The following is a 26,258-nucleotide window of genomic DNA, read 5'->3' as shown; positions in this document are numbered from 1 at the left end:
GAGTTTATAGTTTTTAAGTTACGAGTTACAGGTTACGAGTTACAAGTAAATATGATTAAATTGTAAAACCGCATGGTAACTCTCAACTTTCAATTCTCAACTCTCAACTAAATTAACCAATAGTGTGGTTAGCTAAAAGTTCAACAATCAAGTCTTCAATATCACGGTCGGCAGCAGTGAGTGATTTGCTTTCTTTAGCTTGGAATACAATGTTTTGTATTGTTTTCACCTTCGTAGGAGAACCCGATAATCCGCATTGTTCAAGGTCGCCTTTTACATCATTAACGCTCCATTCTTCCAGATTCAGGTAGTCGCATTTGCTGTAAAGGTTGGTGTAGTCTTGGTCGCCTTGTTGTTTTTCGGTAATGGTTTTGGCATGTTTGTATTTCATCACCAGTTTGGCATTACGTGGACGGCAAGGAGCAGCTGAACCATTCACAGTCAGTACAATTGGTAGAGGACCTTCTACAGTTTCGATACCACCGTCGATGTGGCGTTTTACTGTAATTTTATTGTTCTCTACTTTAAGAATTTCTTCTGTGTAAGTGATCTGAGTTAATCCTAACTTTTCTGCCACCTGAGGTCCTACCTGAGCTGTATCGCCATCAATAGCCTGACGTCCTCCGATGATAATGTCGAAGTCACCGATTTTACGGATAGCTGTTGCCAGTGCATACGAAGTAGCTAATGTGTCGGCACCTGCAAAAGCGCGATCAGTTAATAAATAGCCATTATCTGCACCTCTGTAAAGTCCTTCACGTATAATTTCGGCTGCGCGTCCCGGTCCCATGGTTAACATGGTGATGGTTGAGCCCGGATGAGCATCTTTCAACCGTAAAGCCTGCTCAAGCGCGTTGAGGTCTTCCGGGTTGAAGATCGCAGGTAGAGCCGCACGGTTTACAGTACCGTCAGCTTTCATGGCATCTTTCCCTACATTGCGAGTGTCGGGTACTTGTTTTGCCAATACAACAATTTTCAAACTCATGATATTAGTATTAATTAAAATGTTCTTTAAATAATCAGCGTGCAAATTTAAGGAAACGGTTGGTTTTACAAAGAAATCGGAGGAAAAAGTGCACAGAAATAATTATTCTGAGCAGTTTTTAGAGAATTTGAACTGTTGAGGTATGTGTTATTTTCTATCTTAACTTGTAGTTATGTGTCCATTAGGTGATTACCCCGGCAGGGGCGATTGCTTAATACCACAACTAGCTCAATGAACAACCAAACTCTTGCTACAGTCCATAGAATCTCAAAATAACAAAAATTACAGAATTAGTGCCAATTATTAAGGGGTCATCAAAACCTATTTCCATACTTTTGCACGAAAGTTTTTTGATATACTATTTATCTATTAAATCTAAACAGAATACAATGAAGAATTTGTTCAGTTATTATTTAATCCTTGCGTTACTCTTTTGTTTTTTGCCTGTGAGGGCTGAAGTAAAACTACCTGCTATCTTTTCCGATAATATGGTGCTCCAACAAAATGAAAAAGTAAATATCTGGGGGAAAGCGCGTCCCGGCGAAAAGATAACCATTACTACCTCTTGGAGTCAAAAGAGTTATTCCGTAACTACTCCCACCACCGGTAAATGGGAAATAAAGATAGATACTCCCTCTGCCTGCAACAATCAATCCATCACCATTCAGGCAAATAATACAATTACTATAAACAATGTATTAATTGGCGAAGTATGGCTCTGTAGCGGACAGTCGAATATGGAGTTTCCGGTGGCAAGAGATCCGAAGACGAAATGGAAAACAGGCGTTTTTCATGAACAAGACGAAATGCAAGATGCCAATTACCCGGAGATTCGTCTTTTTCATGTAGAACATAAGCTATCTCCCGATAAGGAAGAAGAAGATTGTGTGGGACAATGGCTCGTTTGCAATCCCGAGAGTTTGAAAGATTTTTCTGCCGTCGGGTTCATGTTCGGGCGCAAGCTTTATAAAGAGTTGAATGTACCTGTAGGACTTATTCAGTCTACCTGGGGAGGTACCCATGCCGAGTCGTGGACTAAAATGGAAGTCATGAAAGAAAATCCTTTGTATGAAGATGTTTTCAATCAGTTCTTCGTGGAGGTTGGCAAGCAGAAGAACAATAAATACCCGGCTACACTCTGGAATGGAATGATTGCACCCATTGTGGGTTATACCATCAAAGGGAGTATCTGGTATCAGGGAGAATCCAATTCCGTTCGTTATGAAAAATACCAAGCTGTGTTAACCAATTTGATAAATAGCTGGCGCAAAGAATGGAATCAACCCGATATGCCCTTTTATTTTGTTCAGATAGCCCCTCACTACAAGCAACCTGCCGGTATTCGGGAGGCACAACTGAACACCTGGCAAAGCAACCTGAAAAATGTAGGAATGGCAGTCATAACAGATGCCGGAGACTCTACCGATATTCACCCCCGGAATAAAAGAATACCCGCAGAGCGACTGGCGGCTTGGGCGTTGAACAAACAGTATAAGAAAAAGAACCCTTATTCCGGTCCGCTTTATAAAAGCATGAAAGTGAAGAATGGTAAGGTGCTTCTTACCTTTGATTATGTGGATACTGGTTTTCAGACTCCGAAGAATGATTCGATTGAAGGATTCTTTATTGCCGGCAACGACGCTCGTTTCTATCCTGCCACGGCAACCATTGCAGGCAATAAGATTGAGCTATCCGCATCGCAAGTGCCTCAACCTACAGCCGTTCGTTATGGCTATGGAAAATTCTTCCGGACTAACCTGTATAATAAGGAAGGTTTTCCGGCGGTACCCTTCCGCACAGATACTTTCCCGGCAGATACGTATGCCCGTCGGTTTGCCGATTCTGAAATGCGACGTTTTCCCAAGGCTTATCAATTAGATCATGGTAAACGACTGTTCTTTGGGTATGCGCAGGGAGTGGGCTGCTGTGCCATGCTGAAAATGTGGAAGCATACCGGCGAAGAAAGATATTTTGACTATGTAGAAGCCTGGGCCGATTCTTTGATTAATGATAAAGGCGATATTCATTTATACACAATGGAAACCTATAATATCGACTTTATCAATTCCGGAAAAGTGTTATTTGACCTTTACCAGGAAACAGGTAAAGAAAAGTATAAGAAGGCAATGGATTTGCTGATCAGACAAATGAAAAATCATCCTCGCACATTGGAGGGCGCTTATTGGCATAAACTGATTTATCAACATCAAATTTGGTTAGATGGTTTGTACATGGCTTCTCCTTTTCTGGCACAGTATGGTAAAACTTTCGATAAACCGGAGTGGATTGATGAGGCGGTGAAGCAATTTACACTCTGTCACCTACATACCTATGATGCACAAACAGGCTTGTATCACCATGCCTGGGATGAAAGTAAAAAACAACGTTGGGCAAATCCCGAAACCGGGCATTCTCCTAACTTCTGGGGACGCAGCATTGGCTGGTGGTTTATGGCTTTGGTAGATGCGTTGGACTATATTCCCGAAGACCATCCGGGGCGCAGCAACATGATTCATAGGATTCAAGGTTTGGCCGAAACCCTCCCTAAGTATCAGGATAAGAAAGGTTTATGGTATCAGGTGCTTGATCAGCCCGAACGGGAAGGCAATTTTCCGGAAGCTTCCGTAACCACCCAGTTTATGTATGCATATTCAAAAGCTGTCAATAAAGGGTATATTGATGCCAAGTATCGGGCAGTAGCCGAAAAAGCCTTCAATGGCTTGAAAGATAAATTGTTGATTGAAAACCATGATGGAACTCTAACGCTCACACGCTGCTGCCAGGTAGGCGGATTGGGTGGAAATCCGTATCGAGACGGTAGTTTCGAGTATTATATAGGCGAAAAGATGAGGGATAATGATGCAAAAGCTACAGGGCCTTTTATCATGGGGTGCCTGGAATTGGGGTTGTAGCAACAATTACACAGGGAATTTTTCGTCAAAACCTAACGCACCTAACGCACTTGGAGATTATTGGTCTGTCAGTCAGTTAATTAGGGTGCGTTAGGTACCCCCAAAACACCTAACGCACCAATCACGCACCTAACGCACCTGCCGCACCGGAAAAAGAGCTTTTGTAATTCGTAAAACCGGACGATTTAATCTGAAAATAAAGTTTTAAAAGAGTGCCGAATCTACTGCGTTTTTTTGTATATTTGTATAGCGGAAAGGTGAAAAGATAACAAGCTAAGACGTAGAATGAAAGCGTCTTTCGAGTTAAAACACCCGGATGTTTCTATTGAAAACACCCGGGTCTTTTTGCCCCAAACACCCGGGTGTTTTTGCCGGGTTAAAATAAGTAAATTTAATTAATAAACACAACACATTTATGCAATCGTATGTAGTTCGCCCTAAAGTAGATAAAAGTGGCGCAGAAGAAAAAACACGTTATTATGGTGTACCCATCATCTCGGGTCAGGTGGATGAAGAGTTATTGGCAACAGAAATATGCCATCGGAGTTCCCTTACCGAAGCCGATGTGCTGGCATCCATTCATTCGTTGAAGGAATTGATTCGCCAACATTTGAAAAATGGAGATTCGGTGAAACTGAAAGGGATCGGTACATTTTCCGTATCGGCAAGCAGCGAGGGCTGCGAAACTCCCGAAGAATGTACGCCTTCGAAAGTAAAGGCACAACGGGTCTGCTTCCGGGCAGACAATTACCTGCGCGGGGTACTGGAGGATATTAAGTATGTTAAATCCGGTAGGGAGAAGGGGGGATGAGGGTGATGGATTTATCCTAACAGTTCAATTTCTTCATAAGCTGCGTGAATTTTATAACAATTACTCCTCCCTATACTGTGTAGGCGTTTTCTCAAAATGGTCCTTAAAGCATCTACTAAAATAATCGGGTGCGCTAAAGCCTACTTGAAAAGCTATTTCGGAAACAGTAAAGTCAGTGTTCTTCAATAATTCCGCCGCCTTCTTTAATCGCACAATGCGTAAATACTCATTTGGAGAATAATTGGTAATACCCTTTATCTTTTTATAGAAAATAGTTCTTCCCATGTTAACGGCTTGCGCAAAGTCGTCGATGGTAAACTCGGGATCGCTGAGATGCTCCTCAACGATAACCGTAATTTTCTCAATAAACTGGCTGTCTTTATTCGTTGTGCTGATTGTGTTTTCTATCTTCCCCGGTTCATAAGCAAATTTATATTGAAGCTTTTCTCGTTGCTCTATCAGTTTTACAATGCGTAGCATCAGGTATTCCAAACTAAAAGGTTTGGTGATATAGGCATCAGCTCCGGCATCTATTCCCTCTTTTTGGTGCTCGATGGAAGAATGGGCAGTCAATAAAATAATAGGAATATGGCTGGTTTGGAATTCCGATTTTAGCTTACGGGTTACTTCAAAGCCATCCATTTCGGGCATCATTACATCGCATACAATCAGGTTGGGTTGCTCGTCGATGGCAGCTTTACAGCCGGCAAGACCATTGGAAGCCGTATGAACCGTAAAGAACCCTTTCAAATGATCTTCTAAGAACGACCGTATTTCCTCATCATCTTCTATCAGTAAAAGTTTGTAACCCTGTCGGATAGCAGGTGCCTTTCCTGTACTCTTTTTACTCTCGGTACTTAGATGGATGGGTTGAGCTTGTAGAGGCTCCTCTTGTATCGGCGAGTATTCAGGTGCCATCAGGTCTTTGGCAGTATATACCGCCGGGTCTGTAGGTATTGAAACAGTGAAACAGGCTCCTTGCCAGGGCGAATCGCTGTATTTTATATCTCCCTTATGTAAATGAATAAACTCCGAGGCTAAATGTAAGCCTATTCCAATGCCCGATGCGGTATAATTAATTTGTTTGAATCGTACAAAGAGCAGGTGTTGCTTCTCTTCGGGAATACCTATGCCGGAGTCGGATACTTTTAGCAATAAAAGATGCTCTTGCTGGTCGAAATGAATATCTACGCTAATATAACCACCGTTAGGCGTGTGCTTAAAGGCATTCGACAGTAAATTGAACAATACTTTCTCCATTTTACTCTTATCCAGAAGCATGTCGATAGATTCTTCGTTCGAAGAGAATGTATACGTAATTTGCTTAAGCTGAGCGGTTTCCGAGAATAAATCATATATTCCATAGAAGAAACCTACTGCCTCTGTCGACTCAAGATTGAGATTTAGCTGGCTATTCTGCATCTTCCGGAATTCCAGCAATTGGTCTATCAGTCTCATTAACTTGCCGGAGCTTTTATTGAGTGTTTCGAGGTACTTTTTCAGGGCACCGGGCAGTGGTTGCAGCTTATTTATGCTTTCAATACTTCCCTGGATAATGGTAAGGGGAGTTCTGAATTCATGCGATATATTGGTGAAGAAACGAAGCCTGTACTCAGTCAGTTGCTTTTCTATTTCGATCTGATTATTTAGTTTATTCATTTTAATAAATAACCTGAATCCAAAGAAAGAAGCAATTGCAAGTACAATTATATAGAGAAGAATGGCATTGGTCGATTTCCAGAAAGGAGGTCGTACAATAATCTCAAGAGTCGTCTCCATATCGTTCTCTATAGGCTGCTGGTTCAGAACTTTTACTTTAAAGAAGTATTTTCCCGCAGGTATATTCTTATAAGTAGCCACGTTATACTGAGTGGCCGGATTCCACTCTTTGTCATAATTCTCAAGTATATACGTGTATCTGTTTGAATAAGCACCCTTAAAGTTCAGGGAAGAAAATTCAATATTAAAAGAATTCTGGTTATGAGCTAACTCAATGCGACGCGTATTGTGTATATTTTCCGTCAACGGTGAATCAGGAGAGTTGGGAGTCATAGGTATTCCGTTGATGCTTAGTCCCGTTAGCTTTACCGGTATGTGTAAAGAATCGCTATTGAACAATGCCGGATTGATGATATACATTCCATTATGACTACCAAACAGCAATTCACCATTTTCCCGCCGGAAAGCCGAAGACTCGCAGAACAGATCGCTTTCCCAGGTATCCGAGAAACTGTAGTTCTCAAAGATTTCGTCTGTCGGGTTAAACTTAGATAATCCGTATTCCGTGCTAATCCATAAGCATTGATTGTCATCTTCCAGAATGGATTGAACGATGTTGTTGGTAAGTCCTTCTTCGGATGTATAATGTTTAAATCCGGTTACTTTTCCTGATTCATCTTTTATAACTCTGTTTACTCCACCGCCCGAAGTTCCTATCCATATTCTTCCTTCGCTATCTTCGAAGAGAGCTCTTATGATATTACTGTTAAGTGAATGATGATTACTCTTGTCAAAATGGAAAGATTGAAAGGCAGTCTCATCTTTTAGTATGCTATCAGGGTGGAAAGTAACAACACCATTCTCTCCTCCTGCCCAGATGATACCGGACCGATCCTGAATCAGACATCTTATTTGTTTTTGCCTTAACACAAAGGCAGGAAAGGAGGTTACTTTAAATTCTGTACCTTGTAGCTCATACAAAAATAAACCACTGCCGAAGGTTCCTATCCACATTCTCCCTTTACTATCACGCAGAACGGCATAAATATTGCTTGCACCGGTTTCCGGATCTTCGGAAATAACGTGATGATACGCTTCCTCCAGCGTTTTTTTGCCTTTGGGGATGATTACCAGTCCGTTTCCTTTTGTTCCGATCCAGATATTATGCAATGTGTCTGAAGCAATGCAGTAAGGCACTCCCCGTTTTAGAACGTGCATTTGCTTTTGCTTTAAGGTTTCATCAAACCGGTATATGCCGCCACTTTTGGTTCCAACCCATAAATCTTGCAGTTCCGGGTCTTCATAAATGCTTCGGATAATCTTATCCGGTTCGTTCAACTTAGGAGAGTTTGGTAATAATACCTGTTTGTTATACTTGGTCAGAGATATTTTGGTTATTCCGGCATTTTCAGTACCTATCCAAATATCTCCGGTGCTATCTTCGGATACCGACAATAGATAATTTGTTTTTAGTCCGCTGTTGGCTGCTGTTAAATGAGTTACCGTTTCGTTTTTATCTAAAATAAACAAACCGTTTCCATAAGTGGTAATCCAGGTAATCCCTCTGGAGTCGCAGAAGATGCCAAATCGTTCCAGGTCTATGATAGACAGGATAGATCGTGGAATAACATTCAGGCATTCAAATACTTGTTGCTCTTTCCGGTATCTCCATAAATTCCCGGTTCTATTATATACCCAGCAGTTTCCTTTATTATCAATATGGATATGGCTTCCTGCCAACTCTTTATTATCAAAGAAGCCTTTTGCACTACTTATTTTACCCGAAACGGCATTAAAGATATGAGTAGATTCTTTGCCAGCTATTAGAATTGTGTTTTCGTTCAGAGCAAATGTATGATTGATTCTCACATTTACACCTTCAATCAATTGAAAATCTTTCTTCTTTTTATGGTAAGCCCAAACTACCGAATCGTTGGTAAAGAAGAATATTTGATCTTTCAATTCTACCGAGCTATGGTAGCTATATGCCTTGTTCCCAGTTTTATTATTGCAAAATACCGGAGTTCCCTCAACAATTTGTATTAACCCTTTGTCGGTACCCATCCATGTTTGTCCGGAAGAGTCTTTATAAACAAAGGTTATCAGGTTGGTGCCGATGTTGTCAATATCATACAGCTTCGAGGTAATAATGCCATCTACATACTCTACATGGCATGCGCCGTGGTCTGTGCCCCATAACCAGACATCTCCGTCCGGCATCGTTTTTATTTTCCGGTAGTTTCGGGCTTCTTGCGTACCGGTATAATCAACAAAAGATTCTGTATTCAAATCATAGCAATTCACAAAGCGCGAGGAAGAATGTATCCAGATATGCCCACTCTTATCTTCTTTCGTCTGCCGGATGTTATTCTCTGCCAGTGATAATTGACTGAATTCCGGGTGCATGGTTATAAACCGATAGCCGTCATACCGGTTTAGTCCATTGATGGTGCTAATCCACATAAAGCCGTGGCTGTCTTGCATCATACATCTTACTGTATTATGAGATAGTCCTTCTTTATGAGTGATATTCTCATATTTTAAACCCTCAATGGCTCTTAAGGGGAGAATGCTTAAGTATAGGATAAGAAAGAATATGGTGTTTTTCATAAAGCAAATTTGGGTATTACAAATTTAAGTTAGAGAAATGAATTTTCCGCTATTTTATGGGATTTTAAGCTGAAAGTGTACAATTTTAGGGGTTTCTCGTCATTTTTTCGGGTTACAAGTAGAGCAAATATAGTTTTATTGCTGATCTGTGTACAAAGTTAATAAGGAAAAAACAAAAAACACACCTCATTGCACCTCCATTTATCTACTTTTACCAAATCCCCAAGAGATGTTTTTTTCGACTGTGTTCGATAACAGCGGGTTGTTAAGCTTAAATTAATTTACATATATTTTTTACGTATGAGAAACATTACTTTATTTGTAAAGAAGAAGTTTTGGTTATTACTTCCGCTTCTTATTTTTTCTTTTTCCGCATGTGTTGATAAAGATGGAGAGAGTGATTTGAATCCGAAAGCTCCAACTAAAGTTGCCGACCAAGAGGATGATGATTCCGGTGGAAATGGTAGCAATACCAAGTATTATCCTATTTTCTCAAATTCAGCTGCCGCATTTCCGGGTGCCGAAGGGTATGGTAAGGAAGCAACCGGTGGACGTGGCTGTGAAATTGTTCATGTAACTAATCTAAACGATAATGGGCCGGGCTCTTTCCGCGATGCTGTGAGTCAACCTTATCGTACCATTGTATTTGATGTATCGGGAGTCATCAAATTGAGTACCACTGTTCTTGTATTAAAAAGTAATCAAACCATTCTTGGGCAAACTGCTCCGGGCGATGGTATTGTATTGTATGGAGGGCGTGTATCTGCTTCGGGTGCCGAAAACGTGATTGTTCGTTATCTGCGTATGCGCATGGGAGCAGGCTTTACAAGTCAGGCAGACGCTTGTGGTATAGCCAATGGAAAGAATATGATATTCGACCATTGTTCTATAACTTGGGGAAAAGATGAAAATTTCTCTATTAACCCGGATAATAAAGGCACACGTCCGCATAATATTACAATTCAGAATTCAATTATAGGACAAGGATTGCAGAATCACTCTTGTGGTGGATTGATACAAACAAGTACAACAGAGGGGATTACTATCTATCGCAACCTTTATATAGATAATGATTCGCGTAATCCTAAAGTGAAAGGATTAAACCAATTCGTAAATAATGTAGTATATAACTGGGGAACAGGCGCTGCCTACAATATGGGAGGAGACTCTTCCGGTGAGTCGGAAACTACAATAGAAAACAATTATTTCATCGTAGGATTAAGCGAACAGTATATCGGAAGAGACTTGGGATCAGGTGTAGAAACTATAAAGGAAAGCTACAATCCGGCAAGACCATTTACCGGTGGTAATGCTGATTTTAAAACCTACTTTGCCGGTAACTATTATGACAGTAATAAAGATGCTTCTTTAAATGGAGTTGAATTAACTCAGGCCAATTGGGGCACTTATTGTAGTGGAAGCCCTACTTTCCTGACTACCCGTTCGGATTTACACCCGATTATTGCAGGTCAAACATCTGCCGAAAAAGCTTACGAATGGATTGCTGAAAATGCCGGAGCAAGTTTGCCCGCTCGCGATCAGGTGGATACCTATTTAATAGATGAACTGAAATCTTTAGGTACAAAAGGTACTATTATAAGAAATGAAACAAATACAACTCAATTTCCTTTGGGTGGCCCCGGTGTAATCAATTCCGGCGAAAAACCATTAGACACAGACGGAGATGGTATACCCGACGAATTTGAAGATAAATGGGGATTGGACAAAAACGACGACTCGGATGCCAGACTCGTACCTAAAAAAGGAAATGGGTACAGCCATATAGAGAACTACGCATTGTCTTTGGAGTATCCGGATAAGTACTAAGAAGTATTATTGAATTAATCAACCAATTTAAAATATGAAAAAAGCAACATTTACTAAAGCCGTATTTTGGCTAATGGTTGTGCCTTTGTTTTTATTCTCTTGCGAGGATGAAATGGATAAGCATTATGAACCGGCTGATTGGCTAAGGGGGAGTGCTTGGGAAGTACTTTCCGAAGCAGGAAATTATACCACCTTTTTAAAAGGAGTAGAACTGAGCGACTATAAACCCATTCTGGAAGGAAAAGGGGTGCTGACGGTTATGGCACCGGACGATGCAGCCTTTGCTGCATATCTGAAAGAGGCCGGATACCCCAGCATTAGCGATATGGATAAAAATGAATTGAACAAACTGATAGGTTTTCATTTGATTCATTATTCTTACAACAAAGAAAGGATGATAAATTATCGTCCGAGAGGAGATCAGGAAACAGACGAAGAAAAAGCAGTAGATGCCGGATTGTACTATAAATTCAGAACCCGAAGCAATGATGCTCCTACTGTAGAGATAGACCGTACTAACGGTAAGTACGTAACGGTTTATCACTTAGATCGTTTTCTGCCTGTATTCTCGTATCAGTTCTTTAATACGAAAGGAATTGACGCAAAATCAAATTATGAATATTTCTATCCGAACTCTACCTGGACCGGAGCAAATGGGTTTAATGTTTCGGGTGCTTCGGTAAATGAATATGAAATTATTGCAGACAATGGTTATATCTATAAGATAGATAGAGTACTAAAGCCTTTAGAAACAATATATACCGAGTTGGGGAAAAAAGAAAAGTATTCTACTTTCTTTAATCTGTATAATACATACAGTGTTTATGAGTATGATGAAACATTATCTAAAGATTATGGAACAACATTGGGTGTTGATTCTTTGTATCTTCACTATCATACAGACTTGGCTAACATTGCTTCGGAATGGCCTATTGCCGATTACAGAGCAATGAGTATACTTACTTTTGTAGGCTATAGTCTCTTTGCTCCTTCAAATAGCGCGTTAAATGCTTTTTATGAAAGATTTTGGAAAAAAGGTGGTTACGAATCTATAGAAGAAGTAGATCCGTTGGTGATGAAACACCTTTTGAATCAGTTTGTGTATGGTGCTTCTATTGCTTTCCCCGAAGATATTAAAAACGGGAAAATAAAGAACCCGTATGGAACAGTCTTTAATTTTGATCCGGCAGAAGTAAAAGATAGAGCCATTTGTGTGAATGGTAGCTTTTATGGACTCGACGAAATAAATGACCCTCCTTTGTTTGGAGCGGTAGTAGGACCTGCTTTTAAGTATAAAGACGCAACCTTCTTCCTGTACACTTTGGATGAATCTTCTATGCTGAACTCATTTGTTTCTGCCGATTCGAAGTACACCATGTTGATTCCACGTGATCTGCAAATGGAGAATGCTGGATATTCTATGTCAAGTAATAAAAAGCTGCAAGAGGAAACACCGGATGGACTTGCTGAGGTTGGAAGCTCAAAACTACAGAGTATTGTAAATATGCATACCATTAATGGTACTGATGGGCTGAAAGCTTCGGGAACACAAGTTTACCCTACTCAGGAAGCGTTTAACTATCTGTTTGTGAAAGATGGAATGATTACCACAAATGCTTTATTTAACAGATGTGTTGAACCCGACTTTACAGGAACTCCATTTGTAGATATAGAAGAGATTACCAATGACGGCTCTTCATGGAGCAACGGTAAAGCTTATTTCTATGACTACTCCGATGGTATTTTTGCAACAGAATCGACCGACGGACTACAACACGCATTAGCTATTTGTAATGACCAACGTTATCCTTATAATACTTTTGTACAGTTGATGAAGAAAGCCGGTATGATATCCGGAAATATAATTCCTTTTTTGAGTGGAAATCGTTTTATAGCGTTTATACCAACAGATGAAGCCATAAAAACGGCTTTAGCCTCGGATTTGATTCCGGGAATTAAGGGGGGAAGCATTGCAGCAGATGGCTCTCTAAGTGTTAAAACAGCCAATCTGAATACGACTACACTGCGTGTCTATCTACAATCTTACTTCCTGAGAGCTTCCGAAAATGCTTTAACTACTTATCCTTATCCGGGATCTACTATGAAAGGTACTTATACTGCTGCCAATGGAAAACAAATACGTTACACCGATTCGGGTACTTCTTTAAGTGTACAAATGGAAGATAACAATGTGGCTAATGTAATTTCTAAGTATGATTACTTCCCATTTGCGTATAAAGATGGGTGCTTTCACTTAATTGATGCAATTCTTTGATAACAGAATTTATATAATTATGAAATTATTAAAATATATACTTATTGCAACGCTTCTTTGGAGTACAGGAGAAGTATTTGCACAGGTACGCGTGGTGTCCGGTAAGATCACAGAGCTGATGGGCAAACAGGTGGAACCGATTATGGGAGTAAATGTTAACGTTGTGAATTCCCAGAATCGTTCGCTTGGAGGTACTATATCAAACATGGAAGGTTTTTATCGATTACAGATACCGGAAAATGAGAAGGATATAACATTGGTTTATTCGTTCATCGGGATGAAAACCCAAAGAATCAAATACACCGATCAAACAGTTCTGAATGTGCGGTTAGAGTCTGCTGTCGAATCGTTAGGACAAGTAGAGATTACCGGAAAACGCATTGACAGAAATAGCATGGGTATCACCCAGAAAGAAATGGTGTCGGCTACTCAGAAAGTGCAGATGGAAGATTTGATTGCTCATTCTCCGGTAACTTCGATTGAGGAAGCCTTACAAGGACAACTCGGTGGGGTAGATATTATTACTGGTGGGGGCGACCCCGGTGCACGTAGCTCCATTCGTATTCGTGGTACCAGTACATTAAATGCTTCATCGGAACCATTAATTGTAATTGATGATGTACCATACTCTACTGAAATAAGTGAAGATTTTGACTTTAGTACGGCAAATGATGAAGATTTAGGTGCTTTACTGAATATTTCTCCATCGGATATTGAGTCGATAGAAGTGCTAAAAGATGCAGCAGCAACAGCTATTTGGGGAACCAAAGGAGCTAACGGTGTGCTTGTAATTAAAACCAAAAGAGGGAAAGTTGGAAAAACCCGCTTTTCTTTCTCATCGAAGTTTACGGTTAAAAATGAACCGGAAACAATTCCGATGCTGAATGGAAATCAATATACCGCTTTGATGCAGGAAGCTATTTTGAATAGTGCCAACTATACAGGTATGACAAGTGGAAACCGGTATATGAAGCTATTGTATGATACACCGGAGATTGGTTATAGCCCCGACTGGACTTATTTTAAAGAATACAATCAGGATACAGACTGGCTGAGCGAAGTACGTAGAACTGCCTTAACCACTGATAATAGTTTCTCCATGGATGGAGGAGGAGAGAAGGCCACTTACCGTTTCTCTTTAGGCTATTTATCCGAAGGAGGTACTACCATTGGAACCGGAAGAGAACGCTTGAATACCTCATTAGCCATTGATTATGCTTTCTCTAATAAACTGAAATTTGGAGCAGACTTCTCTTATTCTCGTTCAGACACAGATGCGAGCTGGGCTCCTAAAGAGTCGAATGTACGTGCAGAGGCTTTCAGTAAGATGCCTAATAAGTCGCCATACTGGATTGGTGAAAACGGACAACGTACTTCTCAATACTTTTCTCATCAGACAAATGATTTTGAAGGAGCATTTAAAACCGATGACAAGAAAGCACATAATTACAATCCGGTAGCAATGGCCAAAGAGAGTGTTAATAATACGCTATCGGAAGTATCGAAAATTATTTTCAGGGTAGATTATTCGATATTGCAAGGTCTTACTTACAGGGCATGGGCAGCTTTGGATATGCGTAATACAAAGAATCGTAAATTCTTGCCGCAGGTGGCAACCGGTGTGGTATGGACCAGTCCGTATGCAAATCAAAGTACAGATGCCACTTCAGACCAAATGTCTTTGCAAACAGAGAATAAACTGATGTATATTAAGAACTGGAACCAAAAGCATAATCTGATTGCCACAGGGTTGATTCGTACTTCGCAAAAAGAAGATTCGAATTTTAAGAGTGTTACTTCCGGTAATGCTTCTTCGGGCCTTTCCGATCCTATTGTGGGAAGCACAGTAGAACAAACAGCATCTGGCGAGTCGGAAGTGCGTAGTGTTTCTGCTATTGGTTTATTGAACTATACATTGCTGGATCGCTATGTTTTTCAGGGATCAGTAACCATGGAAAGTAACTCGTCTATGGGTAAAGATAATCGTACCGGCTATTTCCCTACCGGTGGTTTCTCTTGGAATATTCAGAATGAACCTTTTCTGGCCAATACCAGAAGCTGGCTGGAAGAAGCTAAAATTCGTGCAAGTGTAGGGCAGAGTGGTAAATCGGCAAGCGGTGCTTCGCTTTACCTGGGTGCCTTTAGTGCTTCGGGAGAATATATGGATATGTCCGGTATTCATCCGGTTAGAATGCAACTTGATAACCTGAAGTGGGAAACCACAACAGAGTATAACGTAGGAGCTGATTTTAGTTTCTTCAAAGGTCGGTTGAGATTTACATTCGATTACTACCAACGTTATGTGAAAGATCTTTTGCAGACAGATGTAGAAGTACCTGCAACTACCGGATATAGTAAGATTAAGTATTACAACTCAGGTAAGTTGAATAATAAAGGATGGGAATTCCGTACAGATGCTACTTTCTACGAGAAAAAAGATTGGAAAGTAAACGGGTACGTAAACTTTAGCCGCAACATCAACGAAATTACAGAGTTGCCTTCAAACATGAGTCAAGAGAACTATAACTTTGGAAACGGAGTTTATGCTATACGCGTGGAAGAAGGAAATCCGTTAGGCTCTTTCTATGGATATCGTTACAAAGGTGTATATCAGAATAAAGAGGCTACTTATGCCCGCGATAAAGAAGGAAACATTATGAACGATGTTTCAGGCAAACCAATTGTAATGAAAAACGGTACTGCAATGGTGTTTCCGGGCGATGCGATATACGAAGATATCAACCACGACGGGGTTATCAATGAATATGACATTGTGTATTTAGGAAACTATATGCCTGTTATAACCGGAGGTGCCGGGCTTACAGTTCGGTGGAAACAACTGACGTTGAGTACTTTCTTCCATGGACGATTCGGACAAAAAATAATTAACCGGGTACGTATAAATAACGAATCTATGTACGGTGTAAGCAACCAAAGTACAGCTGTATTGAAACGTTGGAGAAACGAAGGAGATGCTACAGATATTCCTCGCGCTTTATATCAAGAAGGATACAATTATTTAGGATCCGATCGTTTTGTGGAAGATGCTTCATACCTCCGTTTAAAAACTCTGACCTTATCTTATAATCTTCCTAAGAAGGTATGTGATCGTTGGGGAATGAGTAGAATGAATGTATTTGTTACAGGTTATAACTTATTTACCTGGACAAAATATACAGGACAAGATCCGGAAGTATCTATTCCGAGTAAAGCTACCAAATTGGCAGAAGACAATGCGAATACGCCTTGTTCAATTCAGTTCTCATGTGGGTTAAACTTAAGTTTCTAAAGGAAAAACAAATATGAAAAAGATACTTTATATATTTATAATGGCCGGAAGCATACTGATGAGTAGCTGTAGCGACTGGCTGGATATACTGCCCAAAAATGAGCAGGTAACAGAAAACTACTGGAAAACGAAAGAAGACGTAGAGGCTGTGTTGACTTCTGGATATATCAATATGCGTACCACTACCCCTTTCCTGATTGATTGGGGAGAACTACGTGGAGCCTCTATATATGCATATAACAATGTAGATAAACGTAAACTGCAAGACTTTCAGATAACAGATGATTCTTCTTTGTGCAAATGGAATGCATTTTACAAGGTGCTAAATATGGCCAATTCGGTTATTAAGTATGCTCCGGGAGTGGCAGAGATCGATGAAACCTATGCAGAAGTAGCGATGCGCTCTCACCAGACAGAAGCTTACTTTATGCGTGCGTTGATGTACTTCTATTTAGTACGTAATTTTAAAGAAGTTCCTTTGGTGCTCGAACCTTATATTGACGACTCGGCTCCTTATTCCATTGCGAAGTCATCGGAAGAGGCTATTATCGCTCAAATAAAAGAAGATGTGAAAACTGCATTAAGCTTTAACGCTGCAAAAGAATTTTTCGATCATGAAAATTGGAGCGGTGCCAGCAAAGGTCGTGCTACAGTGTGGGCACTATATGCCTTGATGGCTGAAACCTGCTTGTGGTCGGGAGATTATGATGAATGTATTAAATATGCCGATTATCTGATTAATGCAACGGCTCCTAAACGTCCTGTATTTATGTCTATTCCTGAGCAATGGTTTACTATTTTCAATCCGGGAAATAGCAATGAATCTATCTTTGAAATGAATTGGGATTATACAACTTTTGGACAAACTGCGAATAGCCCGGCCAATTATTTTACAATTTCCTCTGCTGCACCTTATCAGTATGGTGAGCTTATGCTGGAACGTTTACAAGAAGACAGATTATTGGCTTTGCTGAATGGAGAAACTATCAGAAGCTTCTTTGGAGCTTATGTTACTGTAACAGATGGTACCGACAATTTTTCTGTTATTTGGAAATACAGAGGTACAGACATACGCGATGCTCTTGCACTACGTGTAAACGGAGATGCCAATTACATTATATACCGAATGGCCGATGTAATGCTAATGAAAGCGGAGGCTCTTATTTGGAAAGGAGAAAGTACTTGGCAAGATGCATTGGATATTATGAATCAAATTCGTGTACGTTCTAACTTATCGGAACTGAGCATTGCTGTTGAAGATGAAGATGAATGGAGCATGCTTGAATATCTACTATACGAACGCGATATTGAATTGGCTGCCGAAGGAAAACGTTGGTACGATTTACTACGTGTATCTAAAGCTAAAGATGGAATCCATAAAGATAAATGTATTGGTATTGTGATGGAGAATAATACTTCGGCTAATGATAGTTGGATTCGTTCGGTACTAAAAAATACTTATGCATGGTACTTGCCTATTCATGAAAATGAGATAAAAATAAATCAGCTACTGGAGCAGAATCCTTACTATAAGACAACAAATTAATAGCTGCTATTATGAAGAATATTGTAAAATTATACTTGTTACTCTTTGTCGCACTTTATTCTTGCGATGATCCATACGAAGATTCAACATATCAGATTTATGATGTGAACCCGGTTTCGACCTATCTTGAAACACGTTCCGATGAGTTCTCTGAATGGATAGAAGTACTTAAATATGCCGATTTATTCAACGCAGTAAATCAGGCGAATGAATCCTTTACTGTATTTGTGCCGGGAAATGAGGCTGTGAAAACTTTCTATAAAAGAAAGAATGTAACCTCTATTCAGGACTTGGGTAAAGAGTATGCCCGTGGTTTGGCGAAATACCACATTATTGGCGACTCAATTAGCTTGGATGAGTTTATTCTGGGAGGTAAATTAGAAAAAAGAACACTATCGGATGATTATCTGACTGTAACCTTTGGTGAAGATGCAGCAGAAGTAGGTGGTCTTAATTCTTTATATTTGAATAAGGAAGCACATGTAGAAGAAGCTTCTATTCAGGTTTCAAACGGATATGTTTATGTATTGAATGCGGTATTGAATCCTTTGATAGAAACCGTTTATGAACGTATTACAGATAATGGTAGTTATAAAATCTTTGCAGAAGCATTGGAACTTACCACCTGGAAAGATTCTTTGAATGTAGTGTACGAACAGATTAAGCAACCTAATGGAATTACTATTCAGCAAAAACGAGATTACACGGTTTTCGCTGTTACCGATGAAGCATTTAACTCTGTAGGTGTTACTTCTGTAAGCGATTTAGTGCTGAAGCTGGGAGCCGGAAGCAATTATACGGATAAAGAGAACGACTTATTCCTTTATACAGGATATCATATAATGAAAGGTAGTTACTCGCTTTTTGAACTGCAAACTTTTGATGGGAATGCAAAAAAGAAACTGTGGGATACAATGGCAGGTGCTATCATAGAGATCTCTCAGGAAAGCGATAAACTCTATTACCTGAATTATGACGGAGGAGAGCAAGTACGCGCTCAGTTTGTAGAGAAATACGCTGATGTACAAGCTAAAAACGGGATGTTGCATCAAGTGAGTTCTTATTTTCCTATATGGGAATCGGTGGTACCTACAAGAGTAGAGTTCGACTTCTGTAACTATCCGGAAGTAGCAGCTTATGTGGCTGCTAATGGAGATGGAGATCAGGTTTATCAAACTGTGCATTCAAGTACCGAATATAATACATTGGTAGATCATCTTGCTTGTTATAATGTATATGTAAGCCCTTCGGGCGTAAAAGGAAGCTTTAACACTGTAGGATATCATACAGCTAAGAGTGGTAATGCCTGGAAAAATAATAAATATGGAGATCAGATCATGCTGAATGTAGGTAATCAGGGCTATATTGAGATGAAAACTCCTGCTATTATTACCGGAAAATACAAGGTAACCCTATACTTCTGTTTTGCTAATTCTATGGACTTTATGCGAACTGCTACCAGTGGTAGTAATGGAGGAATGATGGAATTCTCTTTCGATGGAGAACACAAAAAGTCATTTGCTCCATACCTGACGGTACCTTCTAAAACATTAGGTACATATCCTTATGTGATATATGATGAAAACGAACCGCTGGAATTTACAAAAACAGGAACGCATACATTAAAGATTCTGGTTAATGATCCGGCAGCAAGTACTAATTCGAGTTTCCGTATCCAGATGGATTATATGTTATTTGAACCCATAATTACCGAAGAACCATGAAAACAATAAAGTATATACTATCAGCAAGTATTCTTCTGGGCAGCATATTTGCTTGCTCAGACGATTGGGACTCTTATTATAGCAAGAAAGAACAAGTAATTAATAATGATAATATCACCGTAGTTGAGAGCTCATTGATAGAGTATTTAAAAACAGAATCGGGATTAAATTCAACCTATCAACTGTTTGAATCTACAGGAGTTTTTGAAACAATGAATAAGAAGGATCAACTGTTCACCCTGTTGGTAAGCAGGGGGGCGGTTGGTACTCTCGATGATGTGGCTTATATGGCTAAATCGCATGTTTCGGATATTGCTCTTTCGCCGGCAAACCTGTATGATGGACAACGCGTGCTGATGTGGAATGGTAAATACCTGAACGTTGCAGTAGAAGAAAGCGAACTAAAAGAAAAGACATATTACTTCAACGGAATAAAGGTTAAGCAGATAACCAAGGCTGCCAATGGCTGGATTTACGAACTGGAATCGTTTGTAAGCTCTCCAAAGTCAATGTATGAAGTGATAAAAGATTTAGGAGAAGATTATTCTCTCTTTAGAGAAATGGTGCTTTCGAAAGAAGAGTTGATTTTTGATAAAAATGCAAGTATTCCTATCGGAGTAGATAATACTGGTAATACAGTGTATGACTCTATATTTGTAGTAACGAACCCTTATTTTACTTCCAAAGGCTTTGATCTGACTTCGGAATCTTTAACCGCAACCATGTTGATTCCATCTAATGAGGTAGTACAAAAAGCTCAAAATGATGCCTGGAAGAAATTAGGAGACTGGAAATTGTTAACCACCGATGCCTTAAAAGCAAGAGCAGATACTGTTATTGATAATTGGATTTTCCAATCGGCCTTCTTTAAAGTGAAGTACACCGAGCAAGATTTTACCGAGAAAGAAGACTTGTCTTCGATATTTGATAAACAATGGAGAACCACTGTACAGGAAGTTGACTTTACTCGTCCTTTAACCATGAGTAACGGGGTGGCTTATTATGTGAAATCAATGAAAATACCTACCAACGTATTGATATATCGCTTGAAAGATTACATGCGCTGGTATGAACACCTGACAGAGGCAGATAAAGGAAAGTATTTTAGTTCCGATAACCTGGAATTTGTAGACGCGAAAACGGATGTTGCTGCCTGGTCGGGTTGGCCCGGAGTATTTCCTTTAATTGAAAATAGAGTGATTAACTTTAATTTGGCAGATAAAACAAAGGCCGAATATACAATGGACTTCGTTCCTTTTCAATATATAGGTAATAACGATGGCTCATATACGGCTACTCCTTATATGATTCCGCCTGGTGAATATGATCTTTGTCTTGGATTTAAGCAAAAATTGGGGCATGATGTAGAAGTATCTTTTAATGGAAAGAAAGTAACTACCATTACCACCTCTCAACTAACATCTACTACCTATCATTATGATCGTGGCGGACAGGGATATCCGGAAGGATATGATACAACCAAAGCTACAGATAAAAAGAAAGGTAACTACGATCGCGATGGCGGAAAAACCGGAGTTGTTACTATTGAAGGTACAGAACCGGTAGAGGTAACCATCACTTTCCGTGGAGTAATGGGAACGGTAACAAAAACCATGTTCCATCATTGGTGCCTGAAACCGACAAAGAACTGTTATTAACAACCTATTGATTAAGATTAGATATGAAAAATATAAAAACAATAATGATGGCTCTGTTGCTTCTTTTGGCTACTACTGATGTATGTGGCCAGGAGGTACGCAAAATTAGTGGCAAGGTTCTCTCGGAGCTGAATAAACCGGTTGAAGGAGCTATTGTATCTGTATTGGGTGGAGAAGAAGTAAATACCGGAAAAGACGGTACTTTTCAACTCGAACTAAAGAAAGAAGCAACCGAAATCTCGATATGGGCTGTTGGCTATTACCCGGTAACACAGCAGCTAAATGCACGCTCGGAGGTGGTAGTTGTTTTAATGCCGAAAGACCAATATAAATATAATCAGTCGGCAGTACTTCCTTTTCGTGTAGAAGAGTCGAGGCCGGAACTTACCTCTGCTGTAAATATAGCAAAGAAAGATTTTGGACTGGGAAGCATGAAGATAGACCGTGCTTTATCCGGACAGGTAGCCGGTCTGAAAACAACCCGTACCGGAGGTATGCCGGGCGAAGGTAGCTATATGAACCTGCGTGGTATTCAATCATTAGTTGGCGAGAACGCACCGTTGATTGTTATAAACGGAGTACCCTACTTACCTGATAGTCGTGAGTCGCAACTGATCAATGGATTTACCAGAGATATTTTTCAGGCTTACAATATAAATGACATCCAGAATGTTACTGTATTAAAAGGAGCAGAAGCATCTATGTATGGTTCGATGGGAGCTAATGGAGTAATCCTGATTGAAACAGACGGAGCTACTTCCGACGACCTGAACACCAAGATTAGCTTTTATGGCCAGTATGGAGTAAATTGGAATAATAAGCGTTTACCTTTAATGAATGGTATAGATTACAAATCTTACTTATCGGATGTAGGGATGACCTATTATGATAATATGGAGAACTTCTTTAATAACTTCCCATTCTTGAGCAATCCGAGTAGTAAATATTATTATTTGTATAATAACAACACCGATTGGCAAGATCAGATTTATAAAAAAGGATTTGTAACCGATAACCTGTTCCGTGTGGAAGGTGGAGACGAAATTGCTAAGTATGACCTGTCGTTAGGATATGCACATGAAGATGGTATCTTGGAGAATACAAACTCTCAACGTTATCATACACAGTTGAACACCAATGTGTTGATCAGTAAGAATGTGGAAATGTTTGCTACTATTGGTTTAGCTTACTTAAATGGCACTTACCAGGAGCAAGGTATGATTGCTGAAACAAATCCGTTGTTGGCTGCTTACTCGCGCGCTCCTTTATTGAGCCCTTACAATTACGATGAAACCGGTAATGCCCTTTCTGTTTATTCCTCTTATTATTATGGACATAATCAAAACATGGATTTTGCGGTTAGTAATCCTTTAGCTATTGTAAATACATTGGATGGTCGTAGCCGTCAGTATGATGTGAATGTAAGAGCCGGATTAACTTATAAACTGCTTCCGGAACTAACACTAACCGGAACAGTAGGTTTGTACTATAATTATAACAGCGAACATCTTTTTGTTCCGGGACTTACAGATCAAAGTATTCTTCCTTTCTTCAATCAGTATGGCGAAGCCAATAATACCGTAAAAGAGGGAACGGGAAAGAACTCTACAATGTATTACAATCTTAATGGACGTTATCAGAAAGTATTTAATGGTGTGCATCGCCTGAATGCTTTGGTAGGTGTACAAGCTGTAATGGCTAAACAAGAATACGATGCAGGAGTAGGACGTAATACAGCGAATGACTTCTACCAGACTTTAGGAAGTACACAAGCTGTTGGCCGTTATTTTTATGGTTATCTGGAAAAATGGAATTGGATGAACTTCTACGGGCACGCAGATTATACATATAATAATATGATTGCTGCCTCGGTTAATATGGCTGTAGATGGAGCCTCATCTGCCGGAACGTATGGCGATCATTTCTTTGTATATCCTTCTGTTGGGTTAACTTGGTTGGGTAAAGGATGGCTTCCGTTGTCTAACTCTACCTTGGTGAATCGTTTGAATGTACGTGTCGAATATGGGTTAACCGGTAATAGCCGCTTTTCATCTAATTTAGGTAAATTCTATTACAGCAGTCTTCCTTATCAGGCAGTTTCGGGTATTGTGCGTGCCAACCTGTCGAACACCAAGTTGAAGCCGGAACAAACAGCTAAACTGAACCTCGGATTTGATATGAGTTTATTAAACAATCGCATAGATCTATCATTCGATTACTACAATAACCAATCGAAAGATGTTATTTTTGCTACCCCACACTCTTCTGCTTTCGGAACAGGAAAACTGTATGATAACTTAGGGAAAATAGAAAATCAAGGGGTTGAACTTGCATTGCAAGCCTCGTTGGTTCGTACACAAGACTTTGAATGGATTGTAGGTGGAAATATAGCCAAAAACAAGAACAAAGTAAAATCATTGGGAGGTATCAATCAACTGACTACTAAGTATGATGATGGCGTGCAGTTGACTACCCAAGTAGGCGGAAACCCTTATGAGTTTTATGGCTATCAGGCAGTTGGAGTATTCTCTACTCAGGCCGAAGCTGATGCGGCTAAATTAATAAACCAGAAAGGGCAGGCTTTCAAAGCCGGTGATGTACATTATGTAGATCAGAATAAGGATGGCCGTATCGACGATAAAGACCGGGTATCTTTAGGAAATGCAACTCCTAATTTCTTCGGAGGTTTCTATACACAAGTTAACTATAAGTCATTCGGGCTTTCGGCAGAATTCTCTTACTCGAAAGGAAATAAAGCATATAATGCAGTAAGACGCAGCCTGGAATCGCTCTCTACATTCGGAAACCAAAGTATTTCTGCGGTAAACCGTTGGAATCTCGAAGGGCAGGTTACAGATATGCCTCGTGCAGAATGGGGTGATCCGATAGGGAATAACGACTTCTCTTCTCGTTGGATTGAAGATGCTTCTTATTTAAGAATGAAAAGTATTACATTCAGTTATAGTTTCGATAAGAAAGTCTTGAACTTTATTCGTTCCGGAACACTCTATGTAACAGGCGAAAACCTGCTGACTGCAACGAAATACTTAGGATTAGATCCGGAGTTCTCTTATTCTTATGGAGACGCTACTCAAGGATTTGATTATGCAAAACTGATGCAACCTAAATCAGTTAAAATAGGTGTAAACTTGAAATTCTAATGACAATGAAAAAGAATATCTTGAAATATGGATTGCTGTGTCTGGTGATGACACTTACTGCTTGCGATGATTTCTTCAATGTAGATACTGACAACATACTGGATCATACCGATTATATCAATGAAGAAAGTGAAATGTACTCGGGCTACATTGGTATTATAACAAAGATGCAGGCTGTGGGCGATAAGATTATTTATCTGACCGACATCAGAGGAGAAATGTTGGAACCTACATTTAATACGCCTGTTGAACTTTACAGTTTGTACAATTACGATACGGATTTAACCGGAAACTCGTATGCCGATCCGGCTCCTTACTATGATGTAGTAATTGCCTGCAATGATTACCTGCTGAAGCTATATGATTATAAAGAAAAGAACCCAGCGTCTATTAATAAATCTCATTACGAAGCTTTGGTGAGTTGCGCGTTGCGTGTAAAGGCTTGGACTTATTTGAATATAGCCAAAATATATGGAGAGGCTTATTGGTACGACGGAGCTATGCGCGAGAAACCGGAACTACCCGAATTTCCGGAAGTAAAGAAGCTGGATGAAGTAGTTGTTGCTTGTAAAGACTTGTTGGACAAAGGCTTTGATGGAATCAACGGAAAGCACACAATGTCGTGGAAAGAATGGTTGGATCCTGATACAGAAGTAGCTAAAAGTAATTACCGTTATTGGGATTATATGACCCCCGAGTATTTTGCTCTTTATGCGGAACTTTGTTTGTGGAGCGGCGACTATCAAAAAGCGGCTAACTTGATTTTGAATGCCATGAATGAGAAATTCGCCTCTACAGTAAATGATGCTACTGCCTGGATGCACAATGATAAAATAGGAGGTGTATATGCCACTATCTGGAACAATACCAATCCGGCACCACAAGAAACCGTATCTGCTATTATTTATGATTATCAGAAAAATCAAACAAATAGCTTGCTGAAGCATTTTGGTTCAGAGTCGCCTAATGAGTATTTGCTGGCACCCTCTAAGGTAGGTATGGACCGTTTCTCCGATTCGGATTTTAATCCGCTGGGAGGAGCCGGCAGTGATAGACGTACCTCGGTTACATTTACTAAGGATAATGCCGGAAATTATGTTATTCAGAAATTCCGCCCGGTAAAAGGTGCAGTACGTACTTTTGCTTATCAGGATGATGTACATATTTATACGTATCGTGGAAGCGAACTTTACTTCATGTTGGCCGAGGCAATGAACAACCTGGGAAGATACGATGAAGCCTCCGCTTTAATAAATAACGGATTGAATGGTTCTTTCCCCAGTGGTGGCGTATTTTGGGATGGCTTTACAGACGACTGGACTTCCAATCATACCACTTTAGGTACTCGTAAATATCCGGATAAAGGAATTCGTGGAGTACATAGTTTAGGCATGCGCGAATTTACCAAAAATGCCAAGGATAACGATCTCGCCATTCTTGATGAAATGATGCTTGAATTCTCTTGCGAAGGAAAAATCTATCCGGCCATGATACGTATAGCCCGGAGATATGGCGATTTCGATATCATTGCCGACAGAGTTTGTCCTAAATATGCTAACCCCGATGAAATACGTGCAAAGATTAAGGCCGGAGGATATTTTATTAATTGGGATTTGAATAACAAAAGCAATTAGCGGTATTAATAATAACAAATTGCCAGAAAGGCAACATGCTTTATTGAATTAAGATTATTAAGATTGTTTTCTTGTTTTGAGGGTGTGTCTCAAAAGATGCACCCTCC

At 39.9% G+C, this 26,258-nt stretch carries 12 protein-coding genes; 10 read left to right on the top strand and 2 right to left on the bottom strand.

What is annotated here, in order from left to right:
• Positions 1-112: 112 nt before the first annotated feature.
• Complete coding sequence (locus D0T60_RS08750; RefSeq protein ID WP_163217800.1) at positions 113-985, bottom strand: electron transfer flavoprotein subunit beta/FixA family protein; 873 nt, start codon at positions 983-985, stop codon at positions 113-115.
• Between the two features lie 389 nt (positions 986-1,374).
• Here D0T60_RS08750 and D0T60_RS08745 point away from each other — a divergent pair, with 389 nt between their 5' ends.
• Both D0T60_RS08745 and D0T60_RS08740 read left to right on the top strand, forming a co-directional pair.
• On the top strand, positions 1,375-3,897 hold the full coding sequence (locus D0T60_RS08745) for a glycoside hydrolase family 88 protein (protein WP_163217799.1): 2,523 nt from the start codon (positions 1,375-1,377) through the stop codon (positions 3,895-3,897).
• 415 nt (positions 3,898-4,312) lie between these two features.
• The gene (locus tag D0T60_RS08740; RefSeq protein ID WP_163217798.1) at positions 4,313-4,708 is read left to right on the top strand and encodes an HU family DNA-binding protein; all 396 of its coding nucleotides are present in this window, start codon (positions 4,313-4,315) and stop codon (positions 4,706-4,708) included.
• Positions 4,709-4,768: 60 nt separating this feature from the next.
• Here the strand turns inward: D0T60_RS08740 and D0T60_RS08735 are convergent, their stop codons facing one another.
• Positions 4,769-9,037, bottom strand: coding sequence for a two-component regulator propeller domain-containing protein (locus D0T60_RS08735; RefSeq protein ID WP_163217797.1), 4,269 nt, complete (start codon positions 9,035-9,037; stop codon positions 4,769-4,771).
• Between the two features lie 300 nt (positions 9,038-9,337).
• Here D0T60_RS08735 and D0T60_RS08730 point away from each other — a divergent pair, with 300 nt between their 5' ends.
• From D0T60_RS08730 to D0T60_RS08695, 8 genes are read left to right on the top strand one after another with little or no spacing between them, the layout of a single operon-like run.
• Positions 9,338-10,864: a polysaccharide lyase family 1 protein gene (locus tag D0T60_RS08730; RefSeq protein WP_163217796.1), complete on the top strand. Its 1,527-nt coding sequence runs from the start codon at positions 9,338-9,340 to the stop codon at positions 10,862-10,864.
• A 34-nt stretch (positions 10,865-10,898) separates the two neighbouring features.
• Positions 10,899-13,139 (top strand): fasciclin domain-containing protein, encoded by a 2,241-nt coding sequence (locus D0T60_RS08725; RefSeq protein ID WP_163217795.1) that lies wholly within the window; start codon positions 10,899-10,901, stop codon positions 13,137-13,139.
• Positions 13,140-13,158: 19 nt separating this feature from the next.
• Positions 13,159-16,428: a SusC/RagA family TonB-linked outer membrane protein gene (locus D0T60_RS08720; protein ID WP_163217794.1), complete on the top strand. Its 3,270-nt coding sequence runs from the start codon at positions 13,159-13,161 to the stop codon at positions 16,426-16,428.
• 13 nt (positions 16,429-16,441) lie between these two features.
• Positions 16,442-17,974 carry a RagB/SusD family nutrient uptake outer membrane protein gene (locus tag D0T60_RS08715; RefSeq protein ID WP_163217793.1) on the top strand — a complete coding sequence of 511 codons (1,533 nt, stop codon included), beginning with the start codon at positions 16,442-16,444 and terminating at the stop codon, positions 17,972-17,974.
• Between the two features lie 11 nt (positions 17,975-17,985).
• The gene (locus D0T60_RS08710) at positions 17,986-19,698 is read left to right on the top strand and encodes a DUF5108 domain-containing protein (protein WP_163217792.1); all 1,713 of its coding nucleotides are present in this window, start codon (positions 17,986-17,988) and stop codon (positions 19,696-19,698) included.
• Positions 19,695-21,356: a hypothetical protein gene (locus D0T60_RS08705; RefSeq protein WP_163217791.1), complete on the top strand. Its 1,662-nt coding sequence runs from the start codon at positions 19,695-19,697 to the stop codon at positions 21,354-21,356. Before D0T60_RS08710 ends, D0T60_RS08705 begins: the two co-directional genes overlap by 4 nt.
• Positions 21,357-21,379: 23 nt before the next feature.
• Positions 21,380-24,517, top strand: coding sequence for a SusC/RagA family TonB-linked outer membrane protein (locus tag D0T60_RS08700; RefSeq protein WP_163217790.1), 3,138 nt, complete (start codon positions 21,380-21,382; stop codon positions 24,515-24,517).
• A gap of 5 nt (positions 24,518-24,522) precedes the next feature.
• A complete protein-coding gene (locus tag D0T60_RS08695) occupies positions 24,523-26,151 on the top strand; it encodes a RagB/SusD family nutrient uptake outer membrane protein (protein ID WP_239059526.1) in 1,629 nt (542 codons plus the stop codon).
• The last annotated feature ends 107 nt before the right edge of the window (positions 26,152-26,258 follow it).

Source organism: Bacteroides sp. 224 (genome assembly GCF_010500995.1).
GTDB lineage: Bacteria > Bacteroidota > Bacteroidia > Bacteroidales > Bacteroidaceae > Bacteroides.
Note: the sequence above shows the minus strand (reverse complement) of the source record. Positions and strands in the feature narration are given on the sequence as shown.

Coding starts and splice junctions, on each gene's coding strand:
- D0T60_RS08750 (WP_163217800.1), bottom strand. CDS start 985: ATGAGTTTGAAAATTGTTGTATTGGCAAAACAAGTACCCGACACTCGC.
- D0T60_RS08745 (WP_163217799.1), top strand. CDS start 1,375: ATGAAGAATTTGTTCAGTTATTATTTAATCCTTGCGTTACTCTTTTGT.
- D0T60_RS08740 (WP_163217798.1), top strand. CDS start 4,313: ATGCAATCGTATGTAGTTCGCCCTAAAGTAGATAAAAGTGGCGCAGAA.
- D0T60_RS08735 (WP_163217797.1), bottom strand. CDS start 9,037: ATGAAAAACACCATATTCTTTCTTATCCTATACTTAAGCATTCTCCCC.
- D0T60_RS08730 (WP_163217796.1), top strand. CDS start 9,338: ATGAGAAACATTACTTTATTTGTAAAGAAGAAGTTTTGGTTATTACTT.
- D0T60_RS08725 (WP_163217795.1), top strand. CDS start 10,899: ATGAAAAAAGCAACATTTACTAAAGCCGTATTTTGGCTAATGGTTGTG.
- D0T60_RS08720 (WP_163217794.1), top strand. CDS start 13,159: ATGAAATTATTAAAATATATACTTATTGCAACGCTTCTTTGGAGTACA.
- D0T60_RS08715 (WP_163217793.1), top strand. CDS start 16,442: ATGAAAAAGATACTTTATATATTTATAATGGCCGGAAGCATACTGATG.
- D0T60_RS08710 (WP_163217792.1), top strand. CDS start 17,986: ATGAAGAATATTGTAAAATTATACTTGTTACTCTTTGTCGCACTTTAT.
- D0T60_RS08705 (WP_163217791.1), top strand. CDS start 19,695: ATGAAAACAATAAAGTATATACTATCAGCAAGTATTCTTCTGGGCAGC.
- D0T60_RS08700 (WP_163217790.1), top strand. CDS start 21,380: ATGAAAAATATAAAAACAATAATGATGGCTCTGTTGCTTCTTTTGGCT.
- D0T60_RS08695 (WP_239059526.1), top strand. CDS start 24,523: ATGAAAAAGAATATCTTGAAATATGGATTGCTGTGTCTGGTGATGACA.